The organism is Methylobacterium ajmalii (genome assembly GCF_016613415.1).
Taxonomy (GTDB): Bacteria; Pseudomonadota; Alphaproteobacteria; order Rhizobiales; family Beijerinckiaceae; genus Methylobacterium; species Methylobacterium ajmalii.
In genome coordinates this window covers 1-24268 of the sequence record NZ_JACWCT010000077.1, presented here as the reverse complement: position 1 = coordinate 24268, position 24268 = coordinate 1, and the positions used below count along the sequence as shown (strand labels likewise).

26 protein-coding genes and 3 pseudogenes are annotated in these 24268 nt (G+C 65.1%); 17 read left to right on the top strand and 12 right to left on the bottom strand.

The features are described 5' to 3' along the window. Positions 1-390: 390 nt before the first annotated feature. Positions 391-718 (bottom strand): annotated as a pseudogene (locus HPY23_RS14830) (IS21 family transposase); the annotation flags it as partial. Between the two features lie 30 nt (positions 719-748). Continuing rightward, positions 749-1477: pseudogene (locus HPY23_RS14825) on the bottom strand (IS701 family transposase); the annotation flags it as partial. A 145-nt stretch (positions 1478-1622) separates the two neighbouring features. Between HPY23_RS14825 and HPY23_RS33095 the strand changes: the two are divergent. Beyond that, positions 1623-1763, top strand: a pseudogene (locus HPY23_RS33095) (aldo/keto reductase); the annotation flags it as partial. Here HPY23_RS33095 and HPY23_RS14820 read toward each other — a convergent pair. Then, positions 1734-2258, bottom strand: coding sequence for a hypothetical protein (locus tag HPY23_RS14820; RefSeq protein WP_200601692.1), 525 nt, complete (start codon positions 2256-2258; stop codon positions 1734-1736). The pseudogene HPY23_RS33095 and the gene HPY23_RS14820 sit on opposite strands and share 30 nt — an antisense overlap. A gap of 157 nt (positions 2259-2415) precedes the next feature. Between HPY23_RS14820 and HPY23_RS14815 the strand changes: the two genes are divergently transcribed. Beyond that, entirely contained in the window at positions 2416-2811 is a 396-nt protein-coding gene (locus HPY23_RS14815) for a hypothetical protein (RefSeq protein ID WP_210344388.1), read from the top strand. A gap of 122 nt (positions 2812-2933) precedes the next feature. Next, positions 2934-3329, top strand: a complete 396-nt coding sequence (locus HPY23_RS14810; RefSeq protein ID WP_200601695.1) for a hypothetical protein — start codon at positions 2934-2936, stop codon at positions 3327-3329. A 66-nt stretch (positions 3330-3395) separates the two neighbouring features. On the opposite strand, the gene HPY23_RS14805 is transcribed toward HPY23_RS14810, so the two are convergent. The 3 genes from HPY23_RS14805 to HPY23_RS14795 form a co-directional block, all read right to left on the bottom strand. Beyond that, on the bottom strand, positions 3396-4226 hold the full coding sequence (locus tag HPY23_RS14805) for a hypothetical protein (protein WP_200601697.1): 831 nt from the start codon (positions 4224-4226) through the stop codon (positions 3396-3398). A gap of 89 nt (positions 4227-4315) precedes the next feature. Further along, positions 4316-4693, bottom strand: coding sequence for a hypothetical protein (locus HPY23_RS14800; protein ID WP_200601698.1), 378 nt, complete (start codon positions 4691-4693; stop codon positions 4316-4318). A gap of 33 nt (positions 4694-4726) precedes the next feature. After that, on the bottom strand, positions 4727-5080 hold the full coding sequence (locus tag HPY23_RS14795) for a hypothetical protein (RefSeq protein ID WP_200601699.1): 354 nt from the start codon (positions 5078-5080) through the stop codon (positions 4727-4729). Between the two features lie 260 nt (positions 5081-5340). Here HPY23_RS14795 and HPY23_RS14790 point away from each other — a divergent pair, with 260 nt between their 5' ends. The 8 genes from HPY23_RS14790 to HPY23_RS14755 all read left to right on the top strand — a co-directional run bounded on the left by HPY23_RS14790 (position 5341) and on the right by HPY23_RS14755 (position 10025). Continuing rightward, positions 5341-5604, top strand: coding sequence for a hypothetical protein (locus tag HPY23_RS14790; RefSeq protein ID WP_200601700.1), 264 nt, complete (start codon positions 5341-5343; stop codon positions 5602-5604). After that, positions 5597-6400, top strand: a complete 804-nt coding sequence (locus tag HPY23_RS14785; protein ID WP_200601701.1) for a hypothetical protein — start codon at positions 5597-5599, stop codon at positions 6398-6400. Before HPY23_RS14790 ends, HPY23_RS14785 begins: the two co-directional genes overlap by 8 nt. Then, positions 6397-6807: a hypothetical protein gene (locus tag HPY23_RS14780; RefSeq protein WP_200601702.1), complete on the top strand. Its 411-nt coding sequence runs from the start codon at positions 6397-6399 to the stop codon at positions 6805-6807. The genes HPY23_RS14785 and HPY23_RS14780 overlap by 4 nt, the downstream gene beginning before the upstream one ends. Further along, positions 6780-7082 carry a hypothetical protein gene (locus HPY23_RS14775; RefSeq protein WP_200601703.1) on the top strand — a complete coding sequence of 101 codons (303 nt, stop codon included), beginning with the start codon at positions 6780-6782 and terminating at the stop codon, positions 7080-7082. The genes HPY23_RS14780 and HPY23_RS14775 overlap by 28 nt, the downstream gene beginning before the upstream one ends. Positions 7083-7183: 101 nt before the next feature. Then, complete coding sequence (locus HPY23_RS14770) at positions 7184-8065, top strand: hypothetical protein (RefSeq protein ID WP_200601704.1); 882 nt, start codon at positions 7184-7186, stop codon at positions 8063-8065. A 66-nt stretch (positions 8066-8131) separates the two neighbouring features. Continuing rightward, positions 8132-8668, top strand: a complete 537-nt coding sequence (locus HPY23_RS14765; protein ID WP_200601706.1) for a hypothetical protein — start codon at positions 8132-8134, stop codon at positions 8666-8668. A 61-nt stretch (positions 8669-8729) separates the two neighbouring features. After that, on the top strand, positions 8730-8942 hold the full coding sequence (locus HPY23_RS14760; protein ID WP_200601707.1) for a hypothetical protein: 213 nt from the start codon (positions 8730-8732) through the stop codon (positions 8940-8942). Between the two features lie 273 nt (positions 8943-9215). Then, positions 9216-10025 carry a hypothetical protein gene (locus tag HPY23_RS14755; protein ID WP_200649637.1) on the top strand — a complete coding sequence of 270 codons (810 nt, stop codon included), beginning with the start codon at positions 9216-9218 and terminating at the stop codon, positions 10023-10025. An 11-nt stretch (positions 10026-10036) separates the two neighbouring features. Here the strand turns inward: HPY23_RS14755 and HPY23_RS14750 are convergent, their stop codons facing one another. Both HPY23_RS14750 and HPY23_RS14745 read right to left on the bottom strand, forming a co-directional pair. Continuing rightward, positions 10037-10597: a metallophosphoesterase gene (locus HPY23_RS14750; RefSeq protein ID WP_200601709.1), complete on the bottom strand. Its 561-nt coding sequence runs from the start codon at positions 10595-10597 to the stop codon at positions 10037-10039. A gap of 178 nt (positions 10598-10775) precedes the next feature. Continuing rightward, a complete protein-coding gene (locus HPY23_RS14745) occupies positions 10776-12305 on the bottom strand; it encodes an integrase family protein (protein ID WP_200601710.1) in 1530 nt (509 codons plus the stop codon). Positions 12306-12817: 512 nt separating this feature from the next. Between HPY23_RS14745 and HPY23_RS14740 the strand changes: the two genes are divergently transcribed. Continuing rightward, on the top strand, positions 12818-14068 hold the full coding sequence (locus HPY23_RS14740) for a tyrosine-type recombinase/integrase (protein WP_236012613.1): 1251 nt from the start codon (positions 12818-12820) through the stop codon (positions 14066-14068). Positions 14069-14142: 74 nt separating this feature from the next. Here the strand turns inward: HPY23_RS14740 and HPY23_RS14735 are convergent, their stop codons facing one another. After that, positions 14143-15846: an AIPR family protein gene (locus tag HPY23_RS14735; RefSeq protein ID WP_200601712.1), complete on the bottom strand. Its 1704-nt coding sequence runs from the start codon at positions 15844-15846 to the stop codon at positions 14143-14145. 181 nt (positions 15847-16027) lie between these two features. Next, positions 16028-16666, bottom strand: coding sequence for a tyrosine-type recombinase/integrase (locus HPY23_RS14730; protein WP_289052450.1), 639 nt, complete (start codon positions 16664-16666; stop codon positions 16028-16030). 154 nt (positions 16667-16820) lie between these two features. Between HPY23_RS14730 and HPY23_RS14725 the strand changes: the two genes are divergently transcribed. Together HPY23_RS14725 and HPY23_RS14720 are read left to right on the top strand one after the other, a co-directional pair. After that, a complete protein-coding gene (locus HPY23_RS14725) occupies positions 16821-17171 on the top strand; it encodes a DUF2958 domain-containing protein (RefSeq protein WP_200601713.1) in 351 nt (116 codons plus the stop codon). 366 nt (positions 17172-17537) lie between these two features. Continuing rightward, positions 17538-18539 (top strand): sensor domain-containing diguanylate cyclase, encoded by a 1002-nt coding sequence (locus HPY23_RS14720; protein WP_200601714.1) that lies wholly within the window; start codon positions 17538-17540, stop codon positions 18537-18539. 394 nt (positions 18540-18933) lie between these two features. Here HPY23_RS14720 and HPY23_RS14715 read toward each other — a convergent pair whose 3' ends face one another. Next, complete coding sequence (locus tag HPY23_RS14715) at positions 18934-19770, bottom strand: alpha/beta fold hydrolase (protein WP_200601715.1); 837 nt, start codon at positions 19768-19770, stop codon at positions 18934-18936. 159 nt (positions 19771-19929) lie between these two features. Next, a complete protein-coding gene (locus HPY23_RS14710) occupies positions 19930-20883 on the bottom strand; it encodes an MBL fold metallo-hydrolase (protein ID WP_236012614.1) in 954 nt (317 codons plus the stop codon). 215 nt (positions 20884-21098) lie between these two features. Here HPY23_RS14710 and HPY23_RS14705 point away from each other — a divergent pair, with 215 nt between their 5' ends. From HPY23_RS14705 to HPY23_RS14695, 3 genes are all read left to right on the top strand, one after another. After that, positions 21099-22082, top strand: a complete 984-nt coding sequence (locus tag HPY23_RS14705) for a cupin domain-containing protein (RefSeq protein ID WP_200601717.1) — start codon at positions 21099-21101, stop codon at positions 22080-22082. Positions 22083-22166: 84 nt separating this feature from the next. After that, positions 22167-22934, top strand: coding sequence for an SDR family NAD(P)-dependent oxidoreductase (locus HPY23_RS14700; protein WP_200601718.1), 768 nt, complete (start codon positions 22167-22169; stop codon positions 22932-22934). Positions 22935-22973: 39 nt separating this feature from the next. Further along, positions 22974-24200 (top strand): FAD-dependent oxidoreductase, encoded by a 1227-nt coding sequence (locus tag HPY23_RS14695; RefSeq protein WP_200601719.1) that lies wholly within the window; start codon positions 22974-22976, stop codon positions 24198-24200. The last annotated feature ends 68 nt before the right edge of the window (positions 24201-24268 follow it).

Genomic DNA, 24268 nt, shown 5'->3' with positions numbered 1-24268 from the left:
ACCGCCGCTTGCGCCACCACGCGCAGGCTGCCTAACTTCTCAACCCAGGTGGACCAGTGCCTCCGTTCCTGAGGCCCGCAGCCTGTCTCAAATCATCTGACGACGGACACTAAGGTGCAGATCTCGTAATTACATCCCTGCAATGCCTGAAGCATTGCAGGGGGGCCGATCCGCTCTGGTCTACCGTCATCGAACGGCTCGAGAAGTCTGCGCCGACGAGTCTGATGGCCCGCACGGCCCTGGAACACGCGCTGCCAACCGGCTGAATCGACGAGGTGTTCGAGAAGCATGGCCAGTGGTAGTACACGCGGGAGTTGCTGTTCTCCGCCGTCATCAGGCTGATGATGCTTGTAGCGCTCGGCCTGCTCTCGTCCCTGCATGCGGCGGCCAGCGAACGCGCGGAGTGAACAGGCGCTCGTGCGCACCAGCCCGACTTGGTTCTCGACCTGCCTCTTCCCCTAGCCTGACGCGGGCATGCAGGCCACGGGCTCGACGAGATAGTGCGAGCACATCTGCAGGAAGCGGCGGTTGTAGGCGCCCTCGCGCCCGACGAAGATCGTCTCGACCGCGGTCTCCATGTTGTCGTAGATGCCCCGCTGGCAGGTGCCGCGTAAGAAGGCGAATGCCCGGTCGTGGGCGTCGAGACCATCTCCTGGCTCTCGCGCGGATAGGCCCGCACGAACAGCATGCGCGAGTGGAAGAGCTGGACACGAGCGACCCCCGCCTTCGCGGGGGCAGGCTCTTAGCACTACTCTGCCATGTTCATAGCAGCATGTGGATGAGGGTTGGCCGGCGGCAGTGCGGACACCGAGTGAGATGCACGAGGAGCGCGGCGGCCACACGGCGCCTGACCTCGGGCAGCGTCGGCCGAGGCGGCGGGCCGGGCGCCTGTGACCCGCACCTTTTTTTCCCCGACCCGGAGGCTCTGCAGGAAGGCGAACGCGATCTGGCAGAGGAGTGCATGGTTGTGCAGCCCGATCCAGGAGCGAGCCTCGAAGTGGTCGAGGCCGAGTTCCTCCTTGAGCTGCTGGTGCGCCTGCTCGCAACTCCAGCGCGCCTTGATGGCCGCTCCCGCCCTGGTGGGCGCGGGCATGGCCGTCGTGACGTCGGCGGCAAACACCTTCTGGGTCGGCGGCAGGCCCAGCGCCCAGCACAGGCCTCGGGCGTCGAGGGCGTGGCGGAAGGCAGCCACCTTGCCGTACTCGGCGTCGCCCAGCACGCATCCAAAGCGCACGCCCTGGTCGCGTAGCCGGTCGACCTCGTCGAGGGCGATCTGCCATTTGGGCCGACCGGAGACGTCGTCGGGCATGCCTGCCGTGCGTCGCCGAACCGGATCGTCCACCCAGCTGTCGGGCAGGAACAACCGCAGCGCCACCGGGATTGGAACCTCGCCCCGGGCTAGCGTCAGCGACACCAGCGCCTGGCAGTTCGCCTTTTTGCCGAGCTGACCGCAGTACTGGCGCTGCACGCCGACGGAGTGGCGCAGCGCCACCGTTCTCCATCGCGAGTTGTGCGCGCAGGGCTTCACGGGCGGCTACGACATCGTCCGGCGCTGGACCGCACGGCAGCGCTCAGGGGCCCCGGCTCGACCGCCATCCGCCAGAATCCCCTTGGCACACTGCATCACGGCGCCGATCATAGGTGCGTCGAAACCGCAGCACCTCACCGACGCGGTCGCGGCACTCTCCCTCGGCCTCACTGCCGAGGAGACCGCCGCGCTTGAGGCGCCGTACCTATCCCGACAGGTTGAGGGCTTCCGGTAGACCCAGGATCTCCAGGCAGCCGCCGGTCCCCCGCACCAGCGCGGGCGGCTCGCCCGGCTTGAGCTCCACCCAAGCCGCGCCGTCCGCGAGCACCTCGTCGACGTATTCGCGGGGGAGATTTCCGTATGCGTCCAGGCGTGCATCCGGCCCCGGCACCAGCGGACCGAGGGCCGTCGAGGCGTAGTCGCCCGGGCCGCGCTCGCCGCCGAAGACGGCGTACTGCATGTAGTTGGCCTGCTGCGGCATCAGCCGCACGAGGGCGGCCGGGTCGCGGTCGCTCGCCGGGTCCACGGTCGCCGGGAACATCCCGCCCCCTATCGTCGTGAATGGGGTCGGGCGGTCGAGGAAGGCGGGCATCGCCTCGATGATCCGCAGGCGGGCCGCGCGCGCCGCCGCATTGAGGGCATCCACGATCGCGGGGGCGATCGCCCGCTCGACGACCGCTTCGGCCTGCGCCTCGTAGGCGCTCACATCGAATTCGAGTTCCAGCTTCATGGGGGGGAGGGTCGGGCCCCCTCATGCACCCGGCAACCCATGTCGACACGCTGTCGCGTCGCCGTGCACTCGACTTAAGTTCCTCTCAACTCACGGCCGTTCAGAAAAGTGTGACAGTGTCGTTGTGGCTTGCGTGACCCGGTCACATGCTGTGGGCATGACAATCGTGATCCCCACCGATTTGGAATACCTCCCCGTCCACCGGTACGCCCGGTCGCCGCGGCAGCAGACCGCCTTCGAGCGCCGCGAGGCCGCCCGGCGCAAAGCCGAGCAACGGGAGCGCCAGCGTGACGCGGGCGTCCCGGATCCGACCGCCATCGAGCGCGCGCTGGTGGACGCCCTGAGGCTGTTCATGTGCGACCCCAAGATCGCCACCTCTCGGCGGATCGATCCGACAGAACTGCTCCGGTACGCCCGGGACCTGGCGATGAGCCGCTCCTACGCGGCTCACGAGCTGGATCCGTCGAAGCCGAAGTACAGCCGCGAGGCGGTCGTCGAGGCGATCCGGAAGCGCGTCCTCGTGCCCCCGAAAGCGTCTCGTACGGCATCCTGAGCCCCGCGTTGCAGAGTTCGACTTCCTCGTTGCAAACCCTAGGAGTAACGGGGGGAGAAGACGTCTTGGCCCAAAAGTCGACTTCTCGCTGTCACGCGTTAACCCGCGGCCAGGGATAGCCGATGAAACGCGAATTCGAGGACTTGCGGCGGGACGTCGGCCAGGCACATGTTGGGGACACACCGATCCCCCGGAGGCCCCCGATGACGCACCATGCCGCCCACATCTCGGCCGATGTCGCCATGCGCGGGATGACGGTCTTCACCGGCCTGCAGCTGTCGATCGCGAGCTACCGGGAAGCCGAAGCTCGTCGCCGTCGGGATGGCATCTGCGCGGTCGCGGATCTCCAGATCCGATTGGACGAGAGCCGCGCCATCGAGGAGCAGGCGGTCGACGCCGCCGCCGCCCTGGATGCTGAGAACGCCCGCTTGCGTCGCGAGTTGGCCGCGGCCCGGATCGAGATCGCCTCCTTGGAGCGGGAGGCCGTCGCTTACGCCCGGCGGGCCGGCCTGATCTGAAGGGGACTGCCCATAGAAAAGGGCCGCCGGATCCCCTCCGGCGGCCCTTCGCGTTTCGGGGGTCTCTCAGCGGGAGTAGGCGACGGCGCCGAGATCAGCGCCGTCCAGACCGTCGAAAGGGCGCTTTTCCGGGCGGGCCTCGGGCTCTGTGGGAGCAGGCGTGGCACCCGCCGCGATCGCCGCGCTCTCAGCCCGGAAGCTGGCCCGCGCCGCGGCGAGGGCGCCCTTCAGGTCGGGGGCCTTCGGGCACGGGGGGACGCCCGGGAGGAGGTCGGCCGGGCCTCTGGCGCTCAGATGGCGCTCGATGGCCGTGGGATCGGCGATCGCGACACGCATGCGGGCGGCGGGCTCCAGGGCCTCTAGCCAGGCGGCCGTCTCTGGCGGGAGCGGGCGCTGCGCGTGGAGCGTCGTGACGAGCATCGTACCGTTCTCGCGGAGGCCGTCCCCGGCGTACCGGCGTACGAGCGCCGGAAGGGAGAGATCCGCCACGGGGGAGCGCTGCGGGGCAGGCGAGTAGGCCGGGCCGTCGTTGCGCGTGCGGGCGGTGTCCGCCGCGGCGACCTGGGCGGCCAGCTGCGACGGGCTCGCCGGCCGCTGCGGGAGGGCAGCGCCGAGGACGCGGCCGATGCCGGTGGCGGTCCCGAGGAGCGCGCCTCCGGCGGTGCGGGCGAGCGCGAGGCCGGGCTTGCCGACGACGGCGTCGAGCCCCTTGCCGACGCCCTCGTTCACCGCCTTCGCGGCGTGCCAGGCGGAGTGGGCATCCCCGGCGAGCAGATCGCCCGCCTCGTCGGCGATGCCGAACAGCTTGCGCACGAAGCGGGCGATCGCGCGCGCCAGGGCCATCAGGAATTCCGCGAGGCGGCGGGCCGCCTCCATCTGCTTGAAGATCTTCGCCATCGTCCGTCCCCGCGTCCGTGTGGTGGGGGCCGGGTCTCGCCCGGCCATGTCAGAATTCAAGACCTCGGCTTTGCAACCTGCAAACTCGCCTAGAGGGCGAGCTCGGGCTCGGGCGTCTTTTCGGCCTGTCCCCAGAGCGCGAGACGCAACGAATCGGTCAGCTGTCGCCGGTGCTGGAAGAGCAGCTCAAGCGTGTACGCAGCTTCAGCCACGGTGAGTTCCTTGCGCTCCGAAAGGGCGTGTCCGGCCCACGTCGTCGTCTGGCTCCAACCCTGCGAGTTCCGGATCGCCGCCCAGTCGGTGTCTCGCTCGCTCAGGAGCCTGCAGGCCTGCAGCGCGGCGGCGCGCACCGCCGGGTCCTGGGCGAGTTCGAAGCACTGCGGCGACCGGGGCCCACGCCGGATCCGCGCCTCGGCACGGGCGTCGCTCGCCTCCGCATTCGCGATCAGCCGCTCGGCGGCTCGCATCTGCCAGGCCTGCCAGGACGCCTCCTCAATGAGCTAGCGCGCCTCGGCTAGGTTGCGGCCGCAGAGCCACGGCCGATCGGCCACGAGGCGCGTGAGGGCCGTACGAATCGGTGCGGCGTCGACCGCGACCCGGGCGAGCTCCGCGGCCTCGATCTCGGCAGCGATCCGGGCCCGCTCGGCGCGCTCGACGGCGACTGCCGTGAGGGCTGCCTCGACCTCGCCCCTGATGGCCTCGGCGTCTGCGGGCTCCGGCAGCCCCCGGAAGCATGGCACGAGAGGGCCGAGGAGCCCCGTCCACGAGTAGCCGACGTGCTCAAGCTGGCTCTTGTGGGAGCGCCACAGGGCGGAGAAGCCGGCGGGGTCGCCCTCGGCTATCCACAGCTTCATCGTGTGCCCGTAGCGACGGTGCGGACCGCGATCGATCCACGCCAGGCCGAGGGGAAGGGGAGGCTCGTTGTAGGGGGTCGCCACAGAGGAACTCCAGCGTCCAGGGATTTGATATGTGCAAAATCCGTTGTGTTTCTGCACATCAGGCAGCGTCGAGAAATGTGACAGGTTTTTTGTAACGTTTTTTTCTTGGCGCGTTTGCAGTTTGCCATGTTGCAAATCCCAAACTCAAGGGCCATTCTCTTCTGCACCTCGCCGAGGTGGCACTGGAGATCCCCATTCCCGAAGAAGATCTTGAGGAGGCGCGCCCCCGCGCGTGTGTAGTCTCTACTGAGGAAGTCGTCGCACTCGTCCGCGACGGCGTCCGAGAGGCCGGCTCGCAGGCCGAGTTCGCTCGCCGGCACCGGCTGAACGAGGGCGACCTGTCGAGCACGCTGTCCGGCGCTCGCCGGCCGACGGCGCCCGTGATGGCGGCCGTCGGGGCGCGCCGGGCCATCGTCATCGAGGAGCGCGCTTGTGGCTGAGACCGCTATCGCTCCCTCGTTTCCGGCCACTTTCGACGCGGCCGTCATCACCGGCGGGTATCAGACGGAGACGTGCTGGAACGCCTATGTGAATGGAGACACGCTCTGTGTGTGGGAGTTTGACGATTGGCTCCCCCGTGGGAAGATCGTCGAGCGCTACTCCGATTGGATGCAAGCGCGCTTCACGAAGTACAAAGGCACGCCTGATCAACCGAGAACTTGGGGGGATGCGGGCAATCTCATCCATCACGCCCTGCGACTGGGCATCATTGAGGAGCAAGCCGGCCCAGACGGTGAGCGGGGCTGGCGATTGCTTCATCGTGAGATGCGCTGGGTCGTGGAGGGGACCGGGCACAGGAAGCAGGCCGTCCAGGTCCGCGGGCTCCCCCCGTCCGAGCAGGCCGCCCGGGATCGGAAAGAGGAAGCGCTCGCGAAGCTGCGGGCTACGCTCGACCGCAAAGCTCGCGCGAAGGCGGATCCGGAGATCGCGCGGCTCGTGGAGAGCACGCTCCGCTACGACCCGGACACTGTCGTCCCGGAGCGGTGGAGCACGCGGGGGCCCGCGCCCGCCTGGACCGTGGGCACCCGTCTCGATGCGTGCGCGGGCGTCGTGCGCAAGGCCCATCACGCCGCTGAGATCGACCGACATGCCGTGACGGATTGGATCCGCGCCCTGAAGCACGAGCAATGCTGCGCGATGGGCCGCCCCCGGCGCCGGGCCGCGGAGCGAGCCGCGCAGTCGCCGCATGCGGAGATCCCCGAGGACGACACCGCCGCGCTGGAGGCCCTGTTGTGAAGCATCCAAAGCCGAACTGCATCATCTGCCGGGATGGCACCGGCATCCGCGTCGAGGCGCGCGACGGCGCCCTCGTCGTGACCGCCCTAGCCCGGGACGGCCTGCGGGCGACCTCCGGGCTTGGGGCATACGAATCGGTCGGCGGCGAAATCGGGCTGGAAGCCCGGCACGTCGGCGTGCCCGTGGCCGTCGTGCGCGACTACGTCCGCGCGCACCACGGCGTCGAGGCGATCCATCCCGCGGCGCTTGCGATCCTCCGCGGCGAGCAGCCCCCGGCCCCTGCAGCAGTCTTGGGCGGCGAGGAGGCCGCCCCTCCGCGCCCTTTTCACCCGCGCTGGCCGAGCCTGCCGCCCCCGAGGTTGCTGGAGGGTCGCGCCGGGTGGTGGACGACTTCGCCCAGGCCGTGATCGCCGCCCGCGAGCAGGCCGCAGAGGCTCGACGGGTGCCCGAGTTCAAGGGCCGCCTGGCCGCCGAGGACGAGGAGCGCCACTGGGGGCTGCTCGCCTCGGGGTGCGCAGGATGTGCGGCCCGGCTGGTCCTCGTGACGCACCTTCGCTTCGCGGATCACCCGCTCCTCGCCGAGGCGATCGCACTGCGGGAGGAGCTCCAGCGCCACTTCGAGCGCGCTCACGCCCGGCACACTGAACTCCGCCGCGGGGCGGTCCGCTTGAGCCTCCGCTGACACCCCCGGGTGCGGCAACTTCGCCCCTAGGATCTCACCATCTCAGTCCCTACTATTAGGGACTGGTTGGCGCTGCCGACCGATTCGCGGGAAACCCGACCATGACTAAGAAATCCTCCTACGACCGCGCAGCCATCCTTCGCTCCGCCTGGACCGCCGCGCGCGCAGCCGCGGCCGCCGCCGGCCAGGGCGTTCGCCAGCACATCGGCGCCGCGATGAAGGCCGCGTGGGGTGCCGCAAAGACGGCGGCCGCTCAGCCGGTGCAGGATTGCACCGCCTCCCCCGACAAGTACCGCATCGTGAAGCGGTGGAACGACGAGGCGGGCCAGGCTCGCGTCGAGGTGTTCCCGTTCGAGTTCGCGAAGCAGCATAACGCCATGGCCGCGCTATATGCCCTCGGCCACGGCGGCTTCCTGTCGGGCGGAGGGCTCCAGGACTTCTACGGACCGGCCGACCGGGATCGCGACGCGGTCATCACCGTAATCCCGCCCGCCGCGACGGCGCCTGCTATGGTCCCGCAGCGGGCTCAGCTTCAGCAGGCCAACGCCGGCGCGGTTCTGCGCGAGCCCGAGGTCGCCCCGGTTGAGCTGGTCCGGCACACGGTCGAGATCTCGGCCGTCGCGAACGATTTCAACTCGCGGATGCGGGGCGGGACCTACTACCAGATCCTGTTCCTGCCCGACGGCAAGGGCGGGTTCCTGCCCGGCGTGCGGGCCGACCAGGCCGACGGGGCGGTGATCCTCTCGCGGGCTGCCTACGTCGACAAGCACGCCTCCTACGCAAAGGCCTGGGAGCGCAACAGCGAGACGCGCGTCCGGATCTCGCTGCCGGTCGGCACCCTTCGCAAGTCGACCCGCGGGTGGGTCAAGCGGCTCAACGCAGACGGCACGTGGAGCGAACTCCCCCTCGTCGGCAACATGCGCAAGGGCGACGGCTGGGCCACGCTCGTGGAGATCGATGGTGTCGAGGTCGAGCTGACCTGAGCCGCCTCGGCCGGGTCCGACCCCCGGCCAAATCCACACATCGCCCCCTTCACAGGATCGCCTCCCATGAATGCCCACGCCACCACCGACACCGCGACCATCGCCCCCATCCACTTCGGGGATCGCCCTAACGACGAGATCGTCGCTCTCCTGCAGGAATTGATCGACGCCTGCCCGGCGCCGTCGCAGCCGGACCCTGAGCTGTCCGATATCGACCGGTCACGTGCGCTCGTCGGCAAGAGCGCGGCGCGCCTCCAGGCCCTTCTGGATCGCGCTGCCAGAGGGGCGGACCTCACGAACGAGATCTGGTCAGCCAAGCAAAAGGTCAACGAGGATCAGAACCTGCTCGCCGGGTACGTCGACATCGAGACCATCGGAGACCTCGGACACCGCGATTACACCCTCCGCCCGAAATGCGGTTTTCTCGCCATCAACGCCTGTCGAGATGGCGAGGACGAGCCCGCGTTTAGCTTCCCTTACGGGCTCGGCCGGACCGCGGTTCTCTGGATCCTCGACGCGCACGCGCGGGGCTACGACGCCGGCCACCGCGACGGTGGGAAGGCCGTCCGCGCGGCGGTTACCGACATCTTGCGCCTTCGCTGACCATGCCGGGCCGGGTCCGACCCCCGGCCTTCCCCATCCCCCCGATCCCCGGAGCCTCCCCATGCGTTCCATCCGCCGCCAAGGCGTCGAGGCAGATTTCGGCAGCCTCGAAGGCTACCGCGCCCACGTCCTGCAGCAGCATGCCGACTGCGCGGCCCGCCTCCGCGCCGCCGTCAACGATACCGAGCAGGCTTCCTCCCTGGTGTGGCAGCTCGCGGACATCGGGCTCGACCTCGCTTGGGTCGACGCCGAGCTCGCGCGGGACGCCGCTTGATGGATCCGGAGACCCTCGACCAGGCCGGTCGCCTCCTGCTTGGGCCTGACTGGAAGCTCCCAATGGCGTCGCTTCTCGGCCCCTATCACCCCGAGGGCGCGCGGGAGCGCATCGATCCCCGCCTCGTGAGGCGGTGGGCAGTCGGAGACCGCCCGATCCCGCCATGGGTCGCCCCCGTACTCGCGAGCTTACTGCAGGAGCGATCCAAGCAGCTCGCGTCCGACGCGAAGCACGCGGGATTCCTGGCTCAATTTCTCAAGAACGGAAGTCGCCGTGGCTAAGATATATCACCACCCAGACCAGATCACCGTCTGGGATATACTTGGCGCGGCGCCCTGGGAGATGAAGGCGCCGCCGCGCGAGCTTCCCGAGATCGCGGCGAGCCAGCCCGTCCCTGAGGCGGCGCCTTCTCCCGTCGCCCTCACGCCCGAGGAGCTCGCCGAGGTCGAGCACTACGCCGCCCACGAGCCCGTCTGGGGGCCCTCCGGCGACGCGGCCATGCAGCGCTGGGATGCGTGGTTGGCGGGCGGGCGGGCGCCCGAGCGAGCGATCCTGCGCCCGGCTGGCGCGGGCGCCGTCGCCGACGTCGAGGTCATGGAGAACCGGCTCGGCTGGGCCGCTCTCGTGCGCTACGCGGACGACAGGGACGTGGACGCTCGGTCTCGGCATGGGCACGTCACGATGCCCGACAGCGATGGCTTCGTTGGCTCAGGACTGTTCTTCTGGCGCACGCGAGATGCCGCGATCGCTTATTGCGCCCACGAAATCTGGCGATCTTTCAACGAGGACGACGGTTCAACTGGACGGCTCCTGAAGCGTAGGCTGGCTCGTGCCGAGAATGTCGCGCGGTTCTTCCAGCAGTGCGGGATCGACGTCATGACCCCGCCGTCACCAAGCCTGAGGCGGATCATCGTCACGGCTGCCCGCGAGCGCGAGCTCAGGGCCGGCGTGGCCCCTGCGCCGGGGATCGACGTGCCAGGCGTGGAGCGGGCCCTGATGGCGCGCTTCGAGGGCGTGATCGACCCGCCGAGCGAACTCACGCTGAAGCGCCGGAAGCTGAAGCGTGAGCGCGAGGAGGCCTAGCACGGCACGGATCAGGCCGCCTCGGCCAGGGCGGCGACCACCGCCGGGGCGCCGGCCCGGGCAGCGTCGGCGGCCATCGCCTCCAAGATCTCCGCCAAGCGGACCGGCCGCCAGTCCCAGCAGTCGACCCCGACGTCCAGGCTCTGCCCGCACCCCGGCAGGCTGCCGTGGGAGTGGCCGTACAAGTGCAAGGCGCCCTTATGCAGCCCGTTCCAAGTCCTTTGGGCATAGTGATCCAAGACTAAGCGGCGCCCCTCCACTACGGGCTCGGCGCGTTCGTGTTGGCTATACCACGGCAACGAGGTCGTCCTGGACGCGTCGTGATTGCCCCTGATCAGGTGCTTGCGCCCGTTCAGCCTGGCGAACACCGCCCGGCAGTGGGCGGCCGACGCGCCATAGGCGAAGTCGCCTAAATGCCAGACCTCGTCGTCGGGTCGAACGCGGTTGTTCCAGGCGGCGATGAGGGCTTCGTCGTGCGCCTCAATCGAGGCGAACGGCCGGGGCTTGTTCATCCTCGACGACAGGATGCCGGCGTGGCCGAAGTGGGTATCGCTCGTGAAATAGGTCTTCATCGGGGCAGGCCCCCTCGAACTGGAGAACGCAGGCCGCACGGGGGATCCCGGCGGCTGGTGGCTGGCTCAGGCCAGGCGGCGTTTCGGATCGAGGAGGAGGTGTCGCATCAGGGGAGACTCGGTCGTTTCCGCCCTCCTCGCAAGAGGGGAGGGCCAGCGGATCGGGGTTTTCCCTGGGCTACGCGGCGAGAGCCTCGGCCTCGGGTTTGCTGTCCTCGCAGCTCTCGGACCCATCCGGCTTGGTCCGCTTACCCTTGCCGGCGAGCTCGCGCTCCCGGCGCCGGCGGGCGAGCTCTGTCCCCAGCGCCTCGATCGAGGGCAGCGTCGACGCGGCCGCCGTCGCCTGCTCGTCGGCCCATGCGACCCATCGCGCCATCAGGGGCTGCTTCAGGTCCAGGCGGTCGTCCTCCGTGTAGTGGCGCTCAAGCACGTCATCGGAGCGAACGCCCTCGTTGTGGTCGAGGATCATCTTTACGGTGTCGCGCGGGATCCGGAGCACGCGCTGACACACGGTCGCGAGACCGCGGCGCAGGTCGTGCGGCGAAGCCATGACGCCCATATCGAGCAGGCGGTGGTTGAGGGCCGCATCGGAGAGATGGCCGCCGCCCTCGTCCCCCTGCCGGGCCGTGCGGACCTGGGGGAACAGGAACGGACTGCCGACCTCGGCCGCGCGGGCGGCTTGCGCCTGGACAAGCTCCCACAGGGCTGTCGGTAGCGGGATCGCATGCCGGTGCTTGTCGCCCCTCTTCGCCGCCGTCTTCCGGTGGCTGGGGCCCATGCTCCACACGCCCCAGCCTGGCGTCTCCTCCCACGGGACCAGGTCCTCGACGAGGGCCTCCACGATCGGGCGCCGCCGCTGCCCCGTCAGAACGAGCAGCTGCAGGGCCGCCGCGACCGTCGGCTCCAGCACGCCCGACCGGGCGATCGCCAGGATCCGACCGATCTCGTGGGGCTTGGCGGTGTAGCCGCCGGGGATCTTCCCGTTCGCGCGAGGCCTGTCGCCCGGCGTCCGTTCCGGCGCGCGCAGGCCCGGGATTCCTGCCTCCACTCCGCTCGTCTTGCGGTGCTCATGCCGGGACAGGAAGCTCCACATCGGCCGCAGGACGCTCGCCAGGTGCTCGGCATGGCGCTCCCGGCCCGAGGCGTGGATCGAGTGGACGACGCTCGCCAGGTCGTCGATCGTCACGCGCCGGACCCGCCGCCCCTCGAACACGGCCAGCTCGGGCGACCCGAGGAGCTTGCGGTAGTCCGTGTGCGTCGCCGGCCGCCGCGTGCGCGCGACCTCGGCGAGGAACGCGGCCCGGGCCTCTTCCCAGGTCCACTCCCCTGGCCGGAGGAGGTCTTGGGTCTGCTCGATCTCGGCTGGGTCGGGCTCCCGCTTCGGCGGCTTGGGCGGCAGCTTGCCCATGTCGCGCAGCTTGGCGATCAGCCACCTCTCGTCGGGGCGGCCGAGGCCGTTCGTCAGCCGGCGCCGCGCGTCGCTGGCGATCAGCCGCGCGTCGGAGAGGCGGATCTGCTCGGGGCTGCCGAACGTGAGCCGGTACGTCTTGTGCCCGGTCTCGTACTTGTACGCGAACCGGGCCCCCTTCGGGCCGACGCGCAGCAGCAGGCCAGGGCACGCGGCGTCGATCAGATCGTACGCCTTGGCCTTGGCCTCGACATCGGCGAGCGCCTTCTTGACCAGCGTCTCGTTGAGCTTCACGGGCATGCGGCGCTCTCGGGCGGAACTCGGGCGGAGGCATTCGGGCGGATCGCCGCCCGGGCTCACCCCCACCGATACCAAGGTCCCCTTGCCAGATCCTTGATTGAACACGCGAAATCCCCCTGTATCGTGGTTCCGGGGTGCGTGCGGATCCGCCCGAAAAGGTTTCGAACAGCGGCCAAAACCCTCAACACGAGAAATCATAATCCTTGTGTCGGGGGTTCAAATCCCTCCTCCGCTACCAAAGTTTTTCAACCCCGCTAAGCACTTAGCGGGGTTTTTAATTGCCTTGCCCTTGCGCCAGAACGGCAATATTTCCTAGCTCAGTGCTAGCGCAGCCCAAAAAATTGCCCTGCTCCCGTAACGGTTTGCTGGGGGGTCAGAAAGCACTCTAGCGCACTCCTAGCGCAGTCATATGCACCGCAGTAACCAGACAGGGCCGCCCCTTGAGACCCCCTGGCAACGTCCCCGACGAACGCTTCCAGCTGTTCCAGCGCAAGGGCAGCGCCAAGTGGCAGATGCGCTTCAGCATCCGCGGGCAGGGGCAGCTCAAGCGTTCCCTGGACACCGACGATCTCCGCGAGGCGCAGCACCGGGCTGAGGCCATCTGGTACGAAGCGACCTATCGGGCTCAGCAGGGGCTCACCGCCCGCGCCCATACGTTCGAGAGTGTGGCTGAGGAGTACATCGCGCAGATCCTGCGCGAGGTGGAGCGGGGCGAACGCCGGGCCGACCAGGGCAAGAGCGAGCCCGCGGTGATCCGCCGGTACTTCGTGGGGTACTTCGGCCAGAAACCCGTGGATGCGGTCAGTGAGGCCGACCTGGAGCGCTATGCGGAGTGGCGGCGCACCTACTGGACCGAGGGCCCAGGCAAGCTTGTCACGCACATCGAGTACGAGAGGGGAGGCCACCGGCTACGCCGGCCCGTACGGCGCTCTGCGCCCTCTCTGAGCCGCCAGAGGGGCGAGTTGGTGGTGCTCCGGCAGCTGCTACGCTGGGCCTCACGGCAGGGCTACCTGAAGACGCCGCCCGAGGTCAGCATCAAGGCCCGGCGTACGCCCGACAACCGGCGACCCAGCTTCGAGCCGCATGAGTTCGCCCACCTGCAGAAGATCAGCCTCAGCCGGCTGGTGGACCCCATCATGGACGGTACGGGTGCGCTCGTGGAGGCCAGCGACAAGCGGCGCTGGCGCATCAAGCGACTGGATGACCACACGCGGCGCGATCGCACGCTGCTGCACGCGTACGTGATGATCGGCGCGTTCTCGGGTCTCCGGCCCACGGAGATGTACAATCTCACGTGGGGCGATGTGCTCGGTTACCGAGCAGGCCGGGGCAAGCCCGTGGATCAGCGCGACATCCGATTGCAGGTGCGAGGCAAGGGCAAGAGCGGCAAGGCGATCCCACAGAAGGCGGCGATCCCGTGGTTCGACACCCTGTGGATGCTGTTCGAGCGTGCCATGGGCCGTGAGCCCGTGGATGCCGATCCGGTGTTCGCGAGCGAAATGGGCAAGCGCATCACGTCGGTGGCCAACGGCTTCACCGAACTGCTGAAGGCAGCCGGCTTGGAGCGAGACCACCGCGGAATCAAACGCACGCCGTACTCGCTCCGGCACTTCTACATCAGCGAGCAGCTGGCCAACGGCTCTGAGGTGCTTGATGTGGCCCGAAACTGCCGCACGTCACTCGCCATGATCGACAAGCACTATGGGCAGGTGCGTCTGGAACGCGTCGTGGACAGACTTCGGCCCGATTGGACCCGTTTGTAGTTGGTTGGCTCCAATAATATATTACTGCTTGGCGTGAGGATTCTTGAGAAACTCACGCCAAGCAGTAAAGTTAACTAATCCCCCACAACGAGTTCATGTCCAATCAATTCGGATACTAGATCGCCTCGTCTGAAAGTTGCTGAAAGCTTTTGTAGGCTTAGTTCTTGATCTCCGCAGATATTTTTTATCGCCAAGCCTAGTTGATTAAGCGATTTTTGAAAATAAATTTCACCTTTTTCGTCAACAAGTGCGCGAGCTTGTTGAAATTTTTGATGATTTAAGTGCTTAAGATTGATTTTGAGATCGTTGAGTAGATATATCCCCATGAGCATTGCAACAAATCTAGAGCCATATTGTAGATAGTCGGGCGCCCCCTCCGGTGGCCGCTTCCGTTTATTTTCGGCGATTCGCAAGATTAGAACAGCTAATATCGCTTGAGTACCATTTAAGTCGTTAGTAAATATTTGGTCATAGAGCTTACCAAAATGTTCGGTTGTCATAAATCTTGCTTGGTGAGGACGCTGGCGCCACACTGCTAGAACAGCTTCCGCCACCGTCGTATTGGTTATCTCGGTGGCGGAAACCCCGTCTGTTCTCTTTCTTCTATAGCTATATCCCAAGGAAGATATCATTTCTTCAAGATTTTTCTGAAGATTGTCATTTGATTTTAGATCTTTGAGATCGACAGGGTTTTGATTGTTAGTTGCGCGAGTAATTTTCTGAACTAATTCTTCATCATCCTCTGGGAGCTCATAAATCCGAACAAGGACGTGAGCATCTTTGATAGCGGGACCAACTTCCTCGAGCATGTGAAGAATTGTTCTAGAGGTCTGCCCCCCATTCACGATCTGCACTGATTTCAACGTGACAAGTTGATCACGGTCGGCAAATCCGTTATAGCTAAATTTATTACATATAATAGTCACTCCATTATTATAGAAGTAAAATCTTGGTCTTTGTTGCTCATCTCTCAATGTCGCAGCGATTTCCTCGTTAACCCGCCCCGAAAGTCCAAGATACCGGCGAATATTTCTTTCGAGTAGTGCATCGCCATGTTTTTTAAAAATATTTGCAAGTTCTATCACCGACATGCGGCCTATCATAGCTCGCATGAAGGGATGATCCTCAACGATTGATTTGCCAGATAACTGCAATTGAGCATCAACTGCAACTTTCGGTCTCATCAAGTGGCGCAACTCGTCCGGGCCAACATGCTCCCATTCCACAAGATCGCCAAAACCAGCAGCATCAATGCGCTGTTGAGCCTCATTGTTCCATTTAACACCATTATTGCAAAGAATTGCCCGAATTTTAGGATAGTCGCCTTCCGCAATGAATGAGCGGATTTCTTCGATGCGTTTCTTAAGGCGCTCATTGGCAGTAAAGGCTGAGTTGGGATTAAAAAGTATCCTTATAGCTTCGATTAGCTTAGTGACGCCGCTCTCGGGAAAATTAGCGTCTCCCTCTAGCGTCTGCTTATATTTACCTTGAACGACGGTCACACGAAATTCGCCATCTACTGGCGTCGTGCGAAATATTGCATCAATTCCGAAATCGCCCCCGCCTTCTACCAACCCGTCTAAAGCTTCGTCATCTGACAGGTCGAGAGCGACGCCGGCAACAACGCAGACGAATGCTGCCGACTTGAGTTTGTGAGGATCGTTTTTGATCTTGATTTCGCTCTTAAGTCTTTCGTCTAGATCTTGGGCTTTCTTGATTACCCGGTGGTCAACAAACTGCACATTCAACGGGTTGGCTTGCATCTTATTGCCCTGCATGCACCGAATTCGTTAGATTTGCGATCGATACCGAATTAAGTGGATATCTTTTCAGCACGGCCTGATGGATAGCATTGGCCGCTTTGGAATGGAAGCGCTAGCCGTTAAAATGTACTTGCTGTCACAGCATGGATATGTAGGTAATAAATTTAAAATACACGTCATAAATCCAAGTATATAATTATAGAACTTCGACAGCCAAGCGCATGATCTCATCGTTTACGTAAATGTAGCGCTGGGTGGTCGATAAGTGTCGGTGGCCGGCCAGCATCATGATGGCTTTGGGCGAGATGCCCGCGTGTGCAAGGCGTGTGATGAACCATCGGCGACCGCTATGGCTGGATCCGCCGTCGAGGCCTGCCTGATCGTACCAGCCCCGCATGAGCTGACAGAGGGTATTAGCGCTGAACGCCGCTCGCTTCTGCGTCACGAGCACCGGCTGCTCGCGGAGAGGGGAGGAGGGTAGGGAGGACCGGAACTGCTCGATCTCGCGTCGCAGCCGGGCATTGAGGAACACCACGCGGGCGTGCCCGCCCTTTGTGACTGCCGCGCTGAGCCGCAGCTGCTCCCGTACCTTGCCCTCACCGTTGAGGAGGTCGCACCAGCGGAGGGAAGCGATCTCGCCCACACGAAGCCCTGCCAGATAGCTAAGCATGAGAGCCATCCGATTGCGCGGGCCGTAGCGCCCTTGGCTCACCACCGCAGTGAGGCGCTTGAACTCCGCCTCTGTGGGTACCCGCGCTTGCTTCACTGAAACCTCATACTTGAAGCTGTTTCGCTGGAAAGTATGATATTTCCAGGCCCGCGTGAGGGCGAGCACGCAGGTGCGCTCAATGGGATCAGTAGCTTAGGCGGAAATATCACAGAATGTTTGTTTTATGATGTTTTACGGATGCAGTTGATCCGCCCTCCAAGCTCGCGCTTCCTTGCCAAAGGCTGCACGGCTTCCTTGCGCCTTGAGCGAGGAGACCCCCATGCGCCTGATCGATGCCGCCACCCGTGAACTGCTGCTGGCCAACGGCCGGGATCGCGACGGCGATCACCACCCGGTGCTCAAGTTGTTCAACCCCGCGGGGCCTGCCACGTGGTTGATCTGCGCGATGGAGGCCGACGGCGACACCCTCTACGGGCTGTGCGACCTTGGCTTCGGCGAGCCCGAACTCGGCTATGTGAGCCTCGCCGAGATCGAGGAGGTGAGCGCAGGTCTCGCGATCGGCTTGGAGCGGGATACCTCATTCCTGCCCACGCATCCGATATCTACCTATGCACGTGCAGCGTACGAGGCGGGGCGGATCGTCGACGTCAATCAGCTACGCTCGGCGTGAGCGTCAGATACCGATTAGGGTGGGAGGCGGCTGCCCGGTGAATAACCATCGAACCTTCGCAATGCGCTACGGACCGACGTTGGTTCCATAAAGGCGAACCGCCGCTCCCGACTCTTCGCAGACATTGAACCTGGAATATTGAGAGGTCCAGCTCGTCATAGAAACATGACGCTGCGGGATGGTATCATCCTGTACTAGGTTGGTGCGTTTTTATGAAACATTCTAAAAACAATCTGGAAAAAAATTGGTAACCATCGCGCAAAGAGCCATTGCTTCTTCCGTTGTTGTTTCTAATTTTTAACGCGTTATATGCTAGTAGATTAATGAAAATCGTCAGATAAGATTCTATTTGTATTGAGGTTCGACATGTCCGCAAGCGTATATTTTGCGATTGTCATGGCGATATCGGCTTTTACTATGGCCGTCTTTCTTGTACGCGAGTGCGGTCGCAGAAGACGTGTTGATTGGGAACGAGCTCTCTTAAGAGAAATCATTGAGGCACTCCCCGGCGGCTTCGTGGCGTGGGACGCCGACGACCGCCTCGTCATGCACGACGCCGAGTTCGTCCGCGCCTACAATCTGAGCACAGACGCCATCCGTCCCGGTGCACGGTTCGAGGACGTCATCCGGGCGGGAGTACGCGCAGGACAGTACGTCGACGCGGTCGACCATGAAGATTTCGTCCGTAAGACGATCGAGGATCATCGCCTAGGCGGCCAAGTCTTCGAGAGACGAATGCCCGACGGATCGTGGCTTCTCGTGTCTGAGAAACGCATGGCGGGCGGCGGCATCGTTGGTGTGCGAACTGATATTACCGCACTTAAGCGTGTTGAGGCTGCCCTCGCTGCCGCAATTGCTCGCGCCGAGCACTTGGCGCGTCACGATCCACTCACGGGTCTACCAAATCGAGCCGCTTTCGACGTCGCCCTTGCTTCCGCGTGCGCTGCGCCCGGCACGTCCGCGCTCCTTTGCATCGATCTCGACGGGTTTAAGGCCGTCAACGATAGGCTCGGGCACGCTGCCGGAGACGCCGTCCTCCGCCAGGCGGCGGATCGATTGCGAGATGTAGCCGCGAGTGCCATGGTCGCCAGACTAGGCGGTGATGAATTCGCTGTCGTTGTCTCCGAAGCCAGTGATCCGACTCAGTCCGAGTTCATGGCGGAGTGTCTCGTCCGTACGCTGCAACGCCCCTACCGCTTCGGTGAGAGTTGTATCACCGATGTCGGGGCGAGCATTGGGCTAGCGTTCGACGTTGGGCAGGGTCCGGAAGCGCTGGCGCGGGCCGCCGACGACGCTCTGTACGTGGCCAAGCAGGCGGGACGGCGGACGTGGCGGAAGAGCGAGCAGCGAAATTGGCTCGCTGCTTGAGTTGATCCGAGCCACCGGATTTCTGACGAAATTAAGCGCTCGGTCCGCTCCTGAGGCGATCTAGCCACTCGGCGTTCATCCGGCGAACCGCCGCTTTCCACCCATTACAGACATTCGGGGAGTCTGCTTGCCAGCAGTCTAGTTAGCGCACGCGACCGTTTTGTCCTCAAGCGGAAAGGCTGCTTCTGCGGCTATGATAACGTCAAGCAGGCACCAAGTGAATGCAGCCATGCGCGATGCTACCCCACCGGTTCGCATGCGATCTTTCGAAAGTTTTGCATTCGAGAGTAATCCGTATAGCGCAGCAAACTAATTTACGGGCTCGGGGTGGATCGTAGGCCGGGCATCGCACGGAGTGAACAGCGAACATCCACTCCGCGCCGTACGGCAGCTCTCACCCCTTCACAAAAGCGAGGATCTCCGCATTGAGAACAGCAGCGTGCACTGTGAGCATCCCGTGGCTGTAACCCGGATACGTCTTGAGCGTGCCTTTCCGAAGCAACTTGACTGACTTCGGTGCTGCCGCGACGATGGGAACGATTTGGTCATCCTCGCCGTGGAGCACGAGCGTCGGCACGCCAATCGCCTTCAGGTCCTCGGTTTGGTCCGTCTCTGAGAACGCCTTGATGCCCTCGTAGTGAGCCTTGGCCGACCCCATCATGCCCTGCCGCCACCAGTTCCGAACAGTTCCTTCCGAGATCGTCGCTCCTGGGCGGTTGAACCCGTAGAATGGGCCGGATGCCACATCGAGGTAGAACTGGGCCCGGTTCTCGGCGAGAGCCTTGCGAAGTCCGTCGAAGATCGCGATCGGCAGTCCCTCGGGGTTTGCGTCGGTCTTGAGCATCAATGGTGGCACGGCACTGACCAGCACCGCCTTGGCGACTCGACCACTAGGTTCGCCGTGCCGAGCGACATAGCGTGTGGCTTCGCCACCGCCGGTGGAGTGACCGATGTGGATGGCGTTGCGAAGGTCGAGGTGCTCCGTCACTGCCGCGGCATCGGCCGCGTAGTGGTCCATGTCGTGGCCGTCGGAAACTTGGGCCGATCGGCCGTGGCCGCGGCGGTCATGCGCGACGACGCGGTAGCCCTGCTGCACGAAGAATAGCATCTGCGCGTCCCAGTCGTCGGACGAGAGGGGCCAACCGTGGTGGAACATGATCGGCTGCGCATGCTTCGGACCCCAGTCCTTGTAGTAAATCTCGGTGCCGTCTCTGGTTGTAACCGTAGCCATGACATCATTCCTCGTGAGAAGATGAGTGACTTGTATGAAGCCTCTCGAAGCTTCGGGTTGTGTTCGGCGCTTCAGGTTCTCAATCATCTAGCTCCCGCAGTACGCAGGCGGCCCAGCGCACTTCCGGTAATTGAGGGTGGCCTGCGTCTGGATCAGAGATCACACGCCCTCGTAGACCAGACGGGTGAACAGCGCGGGTGTGATGACGGACCGATACCACTTCGCGTCGTGTGCTGTAGTCGGCTGCGCCGCGATCGTCGCCTCAAGCGACAAGCCTCGCCGCTTCAGGGCGGCGACTGTCGTGCGAACGTCCACCAGCATATCCCGGAAGTCTTGCAGTTGCGCGCGGGTGGCGACCGGTGCTCCATGGCCCGGGATGACGATCGTCTGATCGGTCGTCGCGGCGATGTTCGCCTCCGTCGCGGCAATCATTCCGTCGATATGGCCGCCAGTCGAGTAGTCAATGAAAGGGTAGATCCCGTTCCAGAACGTGTCACCCGTGTGCAGGATGTCGGCCTCGACGATGCGGACGGAGATGTCGCTGTCGGTGTGCGCGGCGCCGTAGTGCTTCAGCATCAGCGTGTGGCCCTTCAGTTTGATCTCCTGCTCGGACGAGAATACCTGTCTCGGCAAGGCGCTGGGCGCCGCCGGGGGGAAGTTGTGATCCCAGTCCTCGACGCGCTGTGCGCTCGCGAGGTGCTTGCGCGTGTTCGCGTGGGCGAGGATCTCCGCCCCTTCCGCGTTCAGCCACGCGTTGCCGTCCGTGTGGTCGAAGTGCCAGTGCGTATTGATCAGGTGGGTGATCGGCGCATCGCCGAGGTCGTTCAGCGCCGTCAGCATCTGTGCGCGCGACAGGTCGATCCCTGCGTCTATCAGCACCTTCCCGTCCGCCCCGGTCAGCACCGCGACGTTGCCACCAGAGCCTTCCAGAATGGCGACGCCGTCGCGCAACCTGTGGACCTTGATCGGCGAACGCGCGGCCTCCGACCGCATCGTCTCGACGATGCCCTGAGCTTGAGCGAAGGAGACGCGGGGTGAGAGCCACCCACTCCCGGTCGCCAACGCGGGGGCGGAGAGACAGCAGAGGCAGAAGCCGCGGCGCGAGAGGGACATCGATCGTCTCGCGGACTTGGGGGCGGGCTCGTGACTGTTCATGCTCATGGTTCCTGAGATCGATATGGGCGGCGGTTAGGCATTGCTCCTCGCGGCCCGGATCGAGCACGATCACTTCGGCCTGCCGCGAAGGTGCGCTGCACGGCCGATGCCCGCGATGCCGACGCGGCGCAGGATCATGACCGCGCGGATCAATCGCGCCGCGGAGAACGCCGATGTCGGAGACGACGGTGGACGGTGCCGAAGACGATGCCCTGAGCGGTCTGGCGCCGCTCCTACGTGTCCGACCCGTGCTGGAGGACGTGTGCCGACTGGGCGGGGCCTGGGCATCCCCGCACGACCATGAGCCGAGCGGTCACGCGTATTTTCACATTGTCACCCAAGGCTGCTCGCTGCTCGACCATCCGGGCAATGGCCTCCTACGGCTCGATGCGGGCGACATACTGCTCCTGCCGCACGGCGACGCCCATACCATGCGCGCGGTGGACGGCGTCGGGGTCACCCAGTCGCGAACCGCAATCCAGCGGGTGGGCTCACTGCGGCTGAAAGCGAGCGTCGGGGTCGAGCCGGACGTGGAGCTGATCTGCGGCCGGTTACTCTTCGAGGGGGCGCCGCAGAGTTTAGTCCTCGCGGCGCTTCCCGACACGATCGTGCTGAACGTCGGTCAGAAGGCACTCGCTGCACGCTTCAGTCCCCTCGTTGACGGCATCCGCGAGGAGCTGACCGATCTCCGTCCCGGGGCGATCGCCGTCGCCCGGGACCTCGCCAGCGCATTGTTCGTGATGATGCTGCGTGTTCACCTTGATACTTCGACCCCGACCGAGGGGCTGCTGCAACTGCTGAGGCAGCGGGTGACGGCGCAGGTGGTCCGCGCGATGGTACGTGATCCCGTGCGTGCCTGGACGCTCGAGGAACTGGCCACACTCGCGGTCACCTCGCGTGCAAGCTTGGTGCGCGCCTTCCGCAAGGCAGCAGGCGTGGCACCGCTGGAGTTCCTGGGCGATCTGAGGCTCGGGCTGGCTCGCCACCAGCTTCGCACTGGGTCAGCCTCGCTCGACCAGATCGCGGTCGAGGTGGGCTACCAGTCGCAGGGCGCGCTTAGCCGCGCGTTCTTGCGCAAGTACGGCGTCCGTCCCGGCAGCTTGCGTCGGGATGCGGGGAGGCGGGCCCCCGAGAGGGATCAGCCACATCTCAATTGATCCGGTTGGGCATCGGAATGCGCCGTGCCGAGATCAACGCGGGGCATCGCTCTGCCTACCTTCCGTGCATCGAAGGAGGCAGCCATGTCCGCGATCCATCATGAAGGCAGGTTCGAGAACAAGGTGGTTGTGGTCACCGGCGGCACGAGCGGGATCGGCCTTGCCACAGCCAGGGCGTTCGCTGCTGAGGGTGCTTCGGTGTTCATCACCGGGCGCCGTCAGGACGCGCTTGATGCCGCCGTGCAGGCGATCGGCGGTAAGGTGACAGGCGTGCGCGCCGACATGAGCCACCTCGCCGACATCGACCGACTCTATGAGGCGGTTCAGAAGCGTCACGCCCACATCGATGTTGTGGTCGCCAACGCCGGGGGCGGTAGCTTCGCCCCGCTCGGGGCGATCGACGAGGCCCACTTCGACCAGACCTTCGCGACTAACGTGAAAGGGGTGCTGTTCACGGTCCAGAAAGCGCTGCCTTTGCTACGCGACGGCGCGTCCATTGTGCTGATGGCCTCGAGCACCGCCTCGACCGGCACCCCGGCGTTCAGCGTCTACAGCGCGACGAAGGCAGCGGTCCGCAACTTCGCGCGGAGCTGGATCCTAGACCTGAAGGACCGGCGCATCCGGGTGAACGTCGTGAGCCCGGGCGTGACCGATACTGCAGGCCTCAACGACCTGTTCGGCGGAGGTGCGCAGTCCGAAGACGTCAAGGCCGGACTGTTGACGAACATCCCGTCAGGCCGTGTCGGCCGACCGGAGGACATCGCGGAGGCCGTCCTTTTCCTCGCTTCGGACGCGGCCGGCTTTATCAACGGCGCCGAGATCGCGGTCGACGGTGGCATGGCTCAGATCTGATCGTCCACGGGGGTTAGTAAACCTCGCAGGGAGGCATCCATGGTCCCGATTGAGCGCTACGAGATCTTGATCCTGGGCGGCGGCAAAGCTGGCAAGACCCTGGCCATGGACCAGGCCAGCGGCGGCAGGCGCGTGGCCGTCGTGGAAGCCGGGATGATTGGCGGCTCGTGCATTAACGTTGCCTGCATCCCAACCAAGACCCTGGTGCGTAGCGCAGCCGTAGCGGCGCTCGTTCGTCGGTCCGGCGCGTTCGGGGTTTCGTCGGAAGCCCCCTCCATCGACATGGGTCGAGTCTCCGGCCGCACAGCCGAGGTCGTCGCCGGCATGGTCGCGGCCAATGCGAAAGCCTTTGCCGAGAGCGGCTTCGACCTCGTGCTCGGGTGGGGGCGGTTCGTCGAGCCGCGCGTCATCGAAGTTGCCGGCGAGGGCGGCACGCGCCGGCTCACGGGCGAGCGCATCTTCCTCAACCTTGGCACACGCGCCGCCATTCCACCGATCCCTGGCCTGCGCGAAGCCGTACCGCTCACGCACGTCGAGGCGCTCGCGCTCGACGTGCTGCCCTCTCACCTCGTCGTCATCGGCGGCGGCTACATCGGCCTGGAAATGGCGCAGGCCTTCCGGCACCTCGGTGCCGAGGTCACAATCATCGAGCGCGGGCCGCAACTTGCCGCGCGCGAGGACGCCGACGTCGCCTCGGCCATCCAGGGACTATTCCAAGCAGACAACGTCGCGCTCGCCCTTGATGCGCGCGTTGCGCGGGTTTCAGGCCGGTCGGGGGAAAGCGTCACGGTCGAGCTGGAGGATGGGCGCTGCGTCAACGGCTCTCACCTCTTGGTCGCCGCAGGACGCGAGCCGATGACGCGCGAAATCGGCCTCGAACTTGCGGGGGTGACGCTCGACGCGCACGGCTTCATCGAGGTCGACGAGCATCTCGCCACGCGTGCACCGGGCATCTGGGCCCTCGGTGAGGCCGCCGGCAGCCCGATGTTCACCCACGTGTCGCTCGACGACTACCGCATCGCAAAGAGCGGCATCGAGGGTGGGAGCCGCACGACGCGAAGCCGGATAGTACCCTACTGTGTGTTCATCGAGCCCGAGTTCGCGCGAGTAGGCTTGAGCGAGCGCGACGCACAGCGCGCTGGGATTGCTTACAGACTTGCCAGGCTCCCAATGGACGCGGTGCCGCGCGCGCGCACGCTTTCCGAGCGTGAGGGCTTCATGAAGGCCTGGGATTGCCCCGTTTCTGTGGACGGCTACGGGGCTTGACTGAGCAGGATCTCGGTTGCGGGTTTTGGGCGGTGCTCCTGTTCGTAGACGAGGGGTGAGCGGTAGCC

Excerpts from the sequence above, each read along its gene's own strand:
- HPY23_RS14720 (WP_200601714.1), top strand. The coding sequence starts at position 17,538 with ATGTCCGCAAGCGTATATTTTGCGATTGTCATGGCGATATCGGCTTTT.
- HPY23_RS14710 (WP_236012614.1), bottom strand. The coding sequence starts at position 20,883 with ATGTCCCTCTCGCGCCGCGGCTTCTGCCTCTGCTGTCTCTCCGCCCCC.
- HPY23_RS14705 (WP_200601717.1), top strand. The coding sequence starts at position 21,099 with ATGTCGGAGACGACGGTGGACGGTGCCGAAGACGATGCCCTGAGCGGT.
- HPY23_RS14805 (WP_200601697.1), bottom strand. The coding sequence starts at position 4,226 with ATGGCGAAGATCTTCAAGCAGATGGAGGCGGCCCGCCGCCTCGCGGAA.
- HPY23_RS14765 (WP_200601706.1), top strand. The coding sequence starts at position 8,132 with ATGAATGCCCACGCCACCACCGACACCGCGACCATCGCCCCCATCCAC.
- HPY23_RS14800 (WP_200601698.1), bottom strand. The coding sequence starts at position 4,693 with ATGCGAGCCGCCGAGCGGCTGATCGCGAATGCGGAGGCGAGCGACGCC.
- HPY23_RS14810 (WP_200601695.1), top strand. The coding sequence starts at position 2,934 with ATGAAACGCGAATTCGAGGACTTGCGGCGGGACGTCGGCCAGGCACAT.
- HPY23_RS14725 (WP_200601713.1), top strand. The coding sequence starts at position 16,821 with ATGCGCCTGATCGATGCCGCCACCCGTGAACTGCTGCTGGCCAACGGC.
- HPY23_RS14795 (WP_200601699.1), bottom strand. The coding sequence starts at position 5,080 with ATGAAGCTGTGGATAGCCGAGGGCGACCCCGCCGGCTTCTCCGCCCTG.
- HPY23_RS14750 (WP_200601709.1), bottom strand. The coding sequence starts at position 10,597 with ATGAAGACCTATTTCACGAGCGATACCCACTTCGGCCACGCCGGCATC.
- HPY23_RS14820 (WP_200601692.1), bottom strand. The coding sequence starts at position 2,258 with ATGAAGCTGGAACTCGAATTCGATGTGAGCGCCTACGAGGCGCAGGCC.
- HPY23_RS14770 (WP_200601704.1), top strand. The coding sequence starts at position 7,184 with ATGACTAAGAAATCCTCCTACGACCGCGCAGCCATCCTTCGCTCCGCC.
- HPY23_RS14815 (WP_210344388.1), top strand. The coding sequence starts at position 2,416 with ATGACAATCGTGATCCCCACCGATTTGGAATACCTCCCCGTCCACCGG.
- HPY23_RS14740 (WP_236012613.1), top strand. The coding sequence starts at position 12,818 with ATGCGCTTCAGCATCCGCGGGCAGGGGCAGCTCAAGCGTTCCCTGGAC.
- HPY23_RS14760 (WP_200601707.1), top strand. The coding sequence starts at position 8,730 with ATGCGTTCCATCCGCCGCCAAGGCGTCGAGGCAGATTTCGGCAGCCTC.
- HPY23_RS14735 (WP_200601712.1), bottom strand. The coding sequence starts at position 15,846 with ATGCAGGGCAATAAGATGCAAGCCAACCCGTTGAATGTGCAGTTTGTT.
- HPY23_RS14700 (WP_200601718.1), top strand. The coding sequence starts at position 22,167 with ATGTCCGCGATCCATCATGAAGGCAGGTTCGAGAACAAGGTGGTTGTG.
- HPY23_RS14695 (WP_200601719.1), top strand. The coding sequence starts at position 22,974 with ATGGTCCCGATTGAGCGCTACGAGATCTTGATCCTGGGCGGCGGCAAA.
- HPY23_RS14715 (WP_200601715.1), bottom strand. The coding sequence starts at position 19,770 with ATGGCTACGGTTACAACCAGAGACGGCACCGAGATTTACTACAAGGAC.
- HPY23_RS14745 (WP_200601710.1), bottom strand. The coding sequence starts at position 12,305 with ATGCCCGTGAAGCTCAACGAGACGCTGGTCAAGAAGGCGCTCGCCGAT.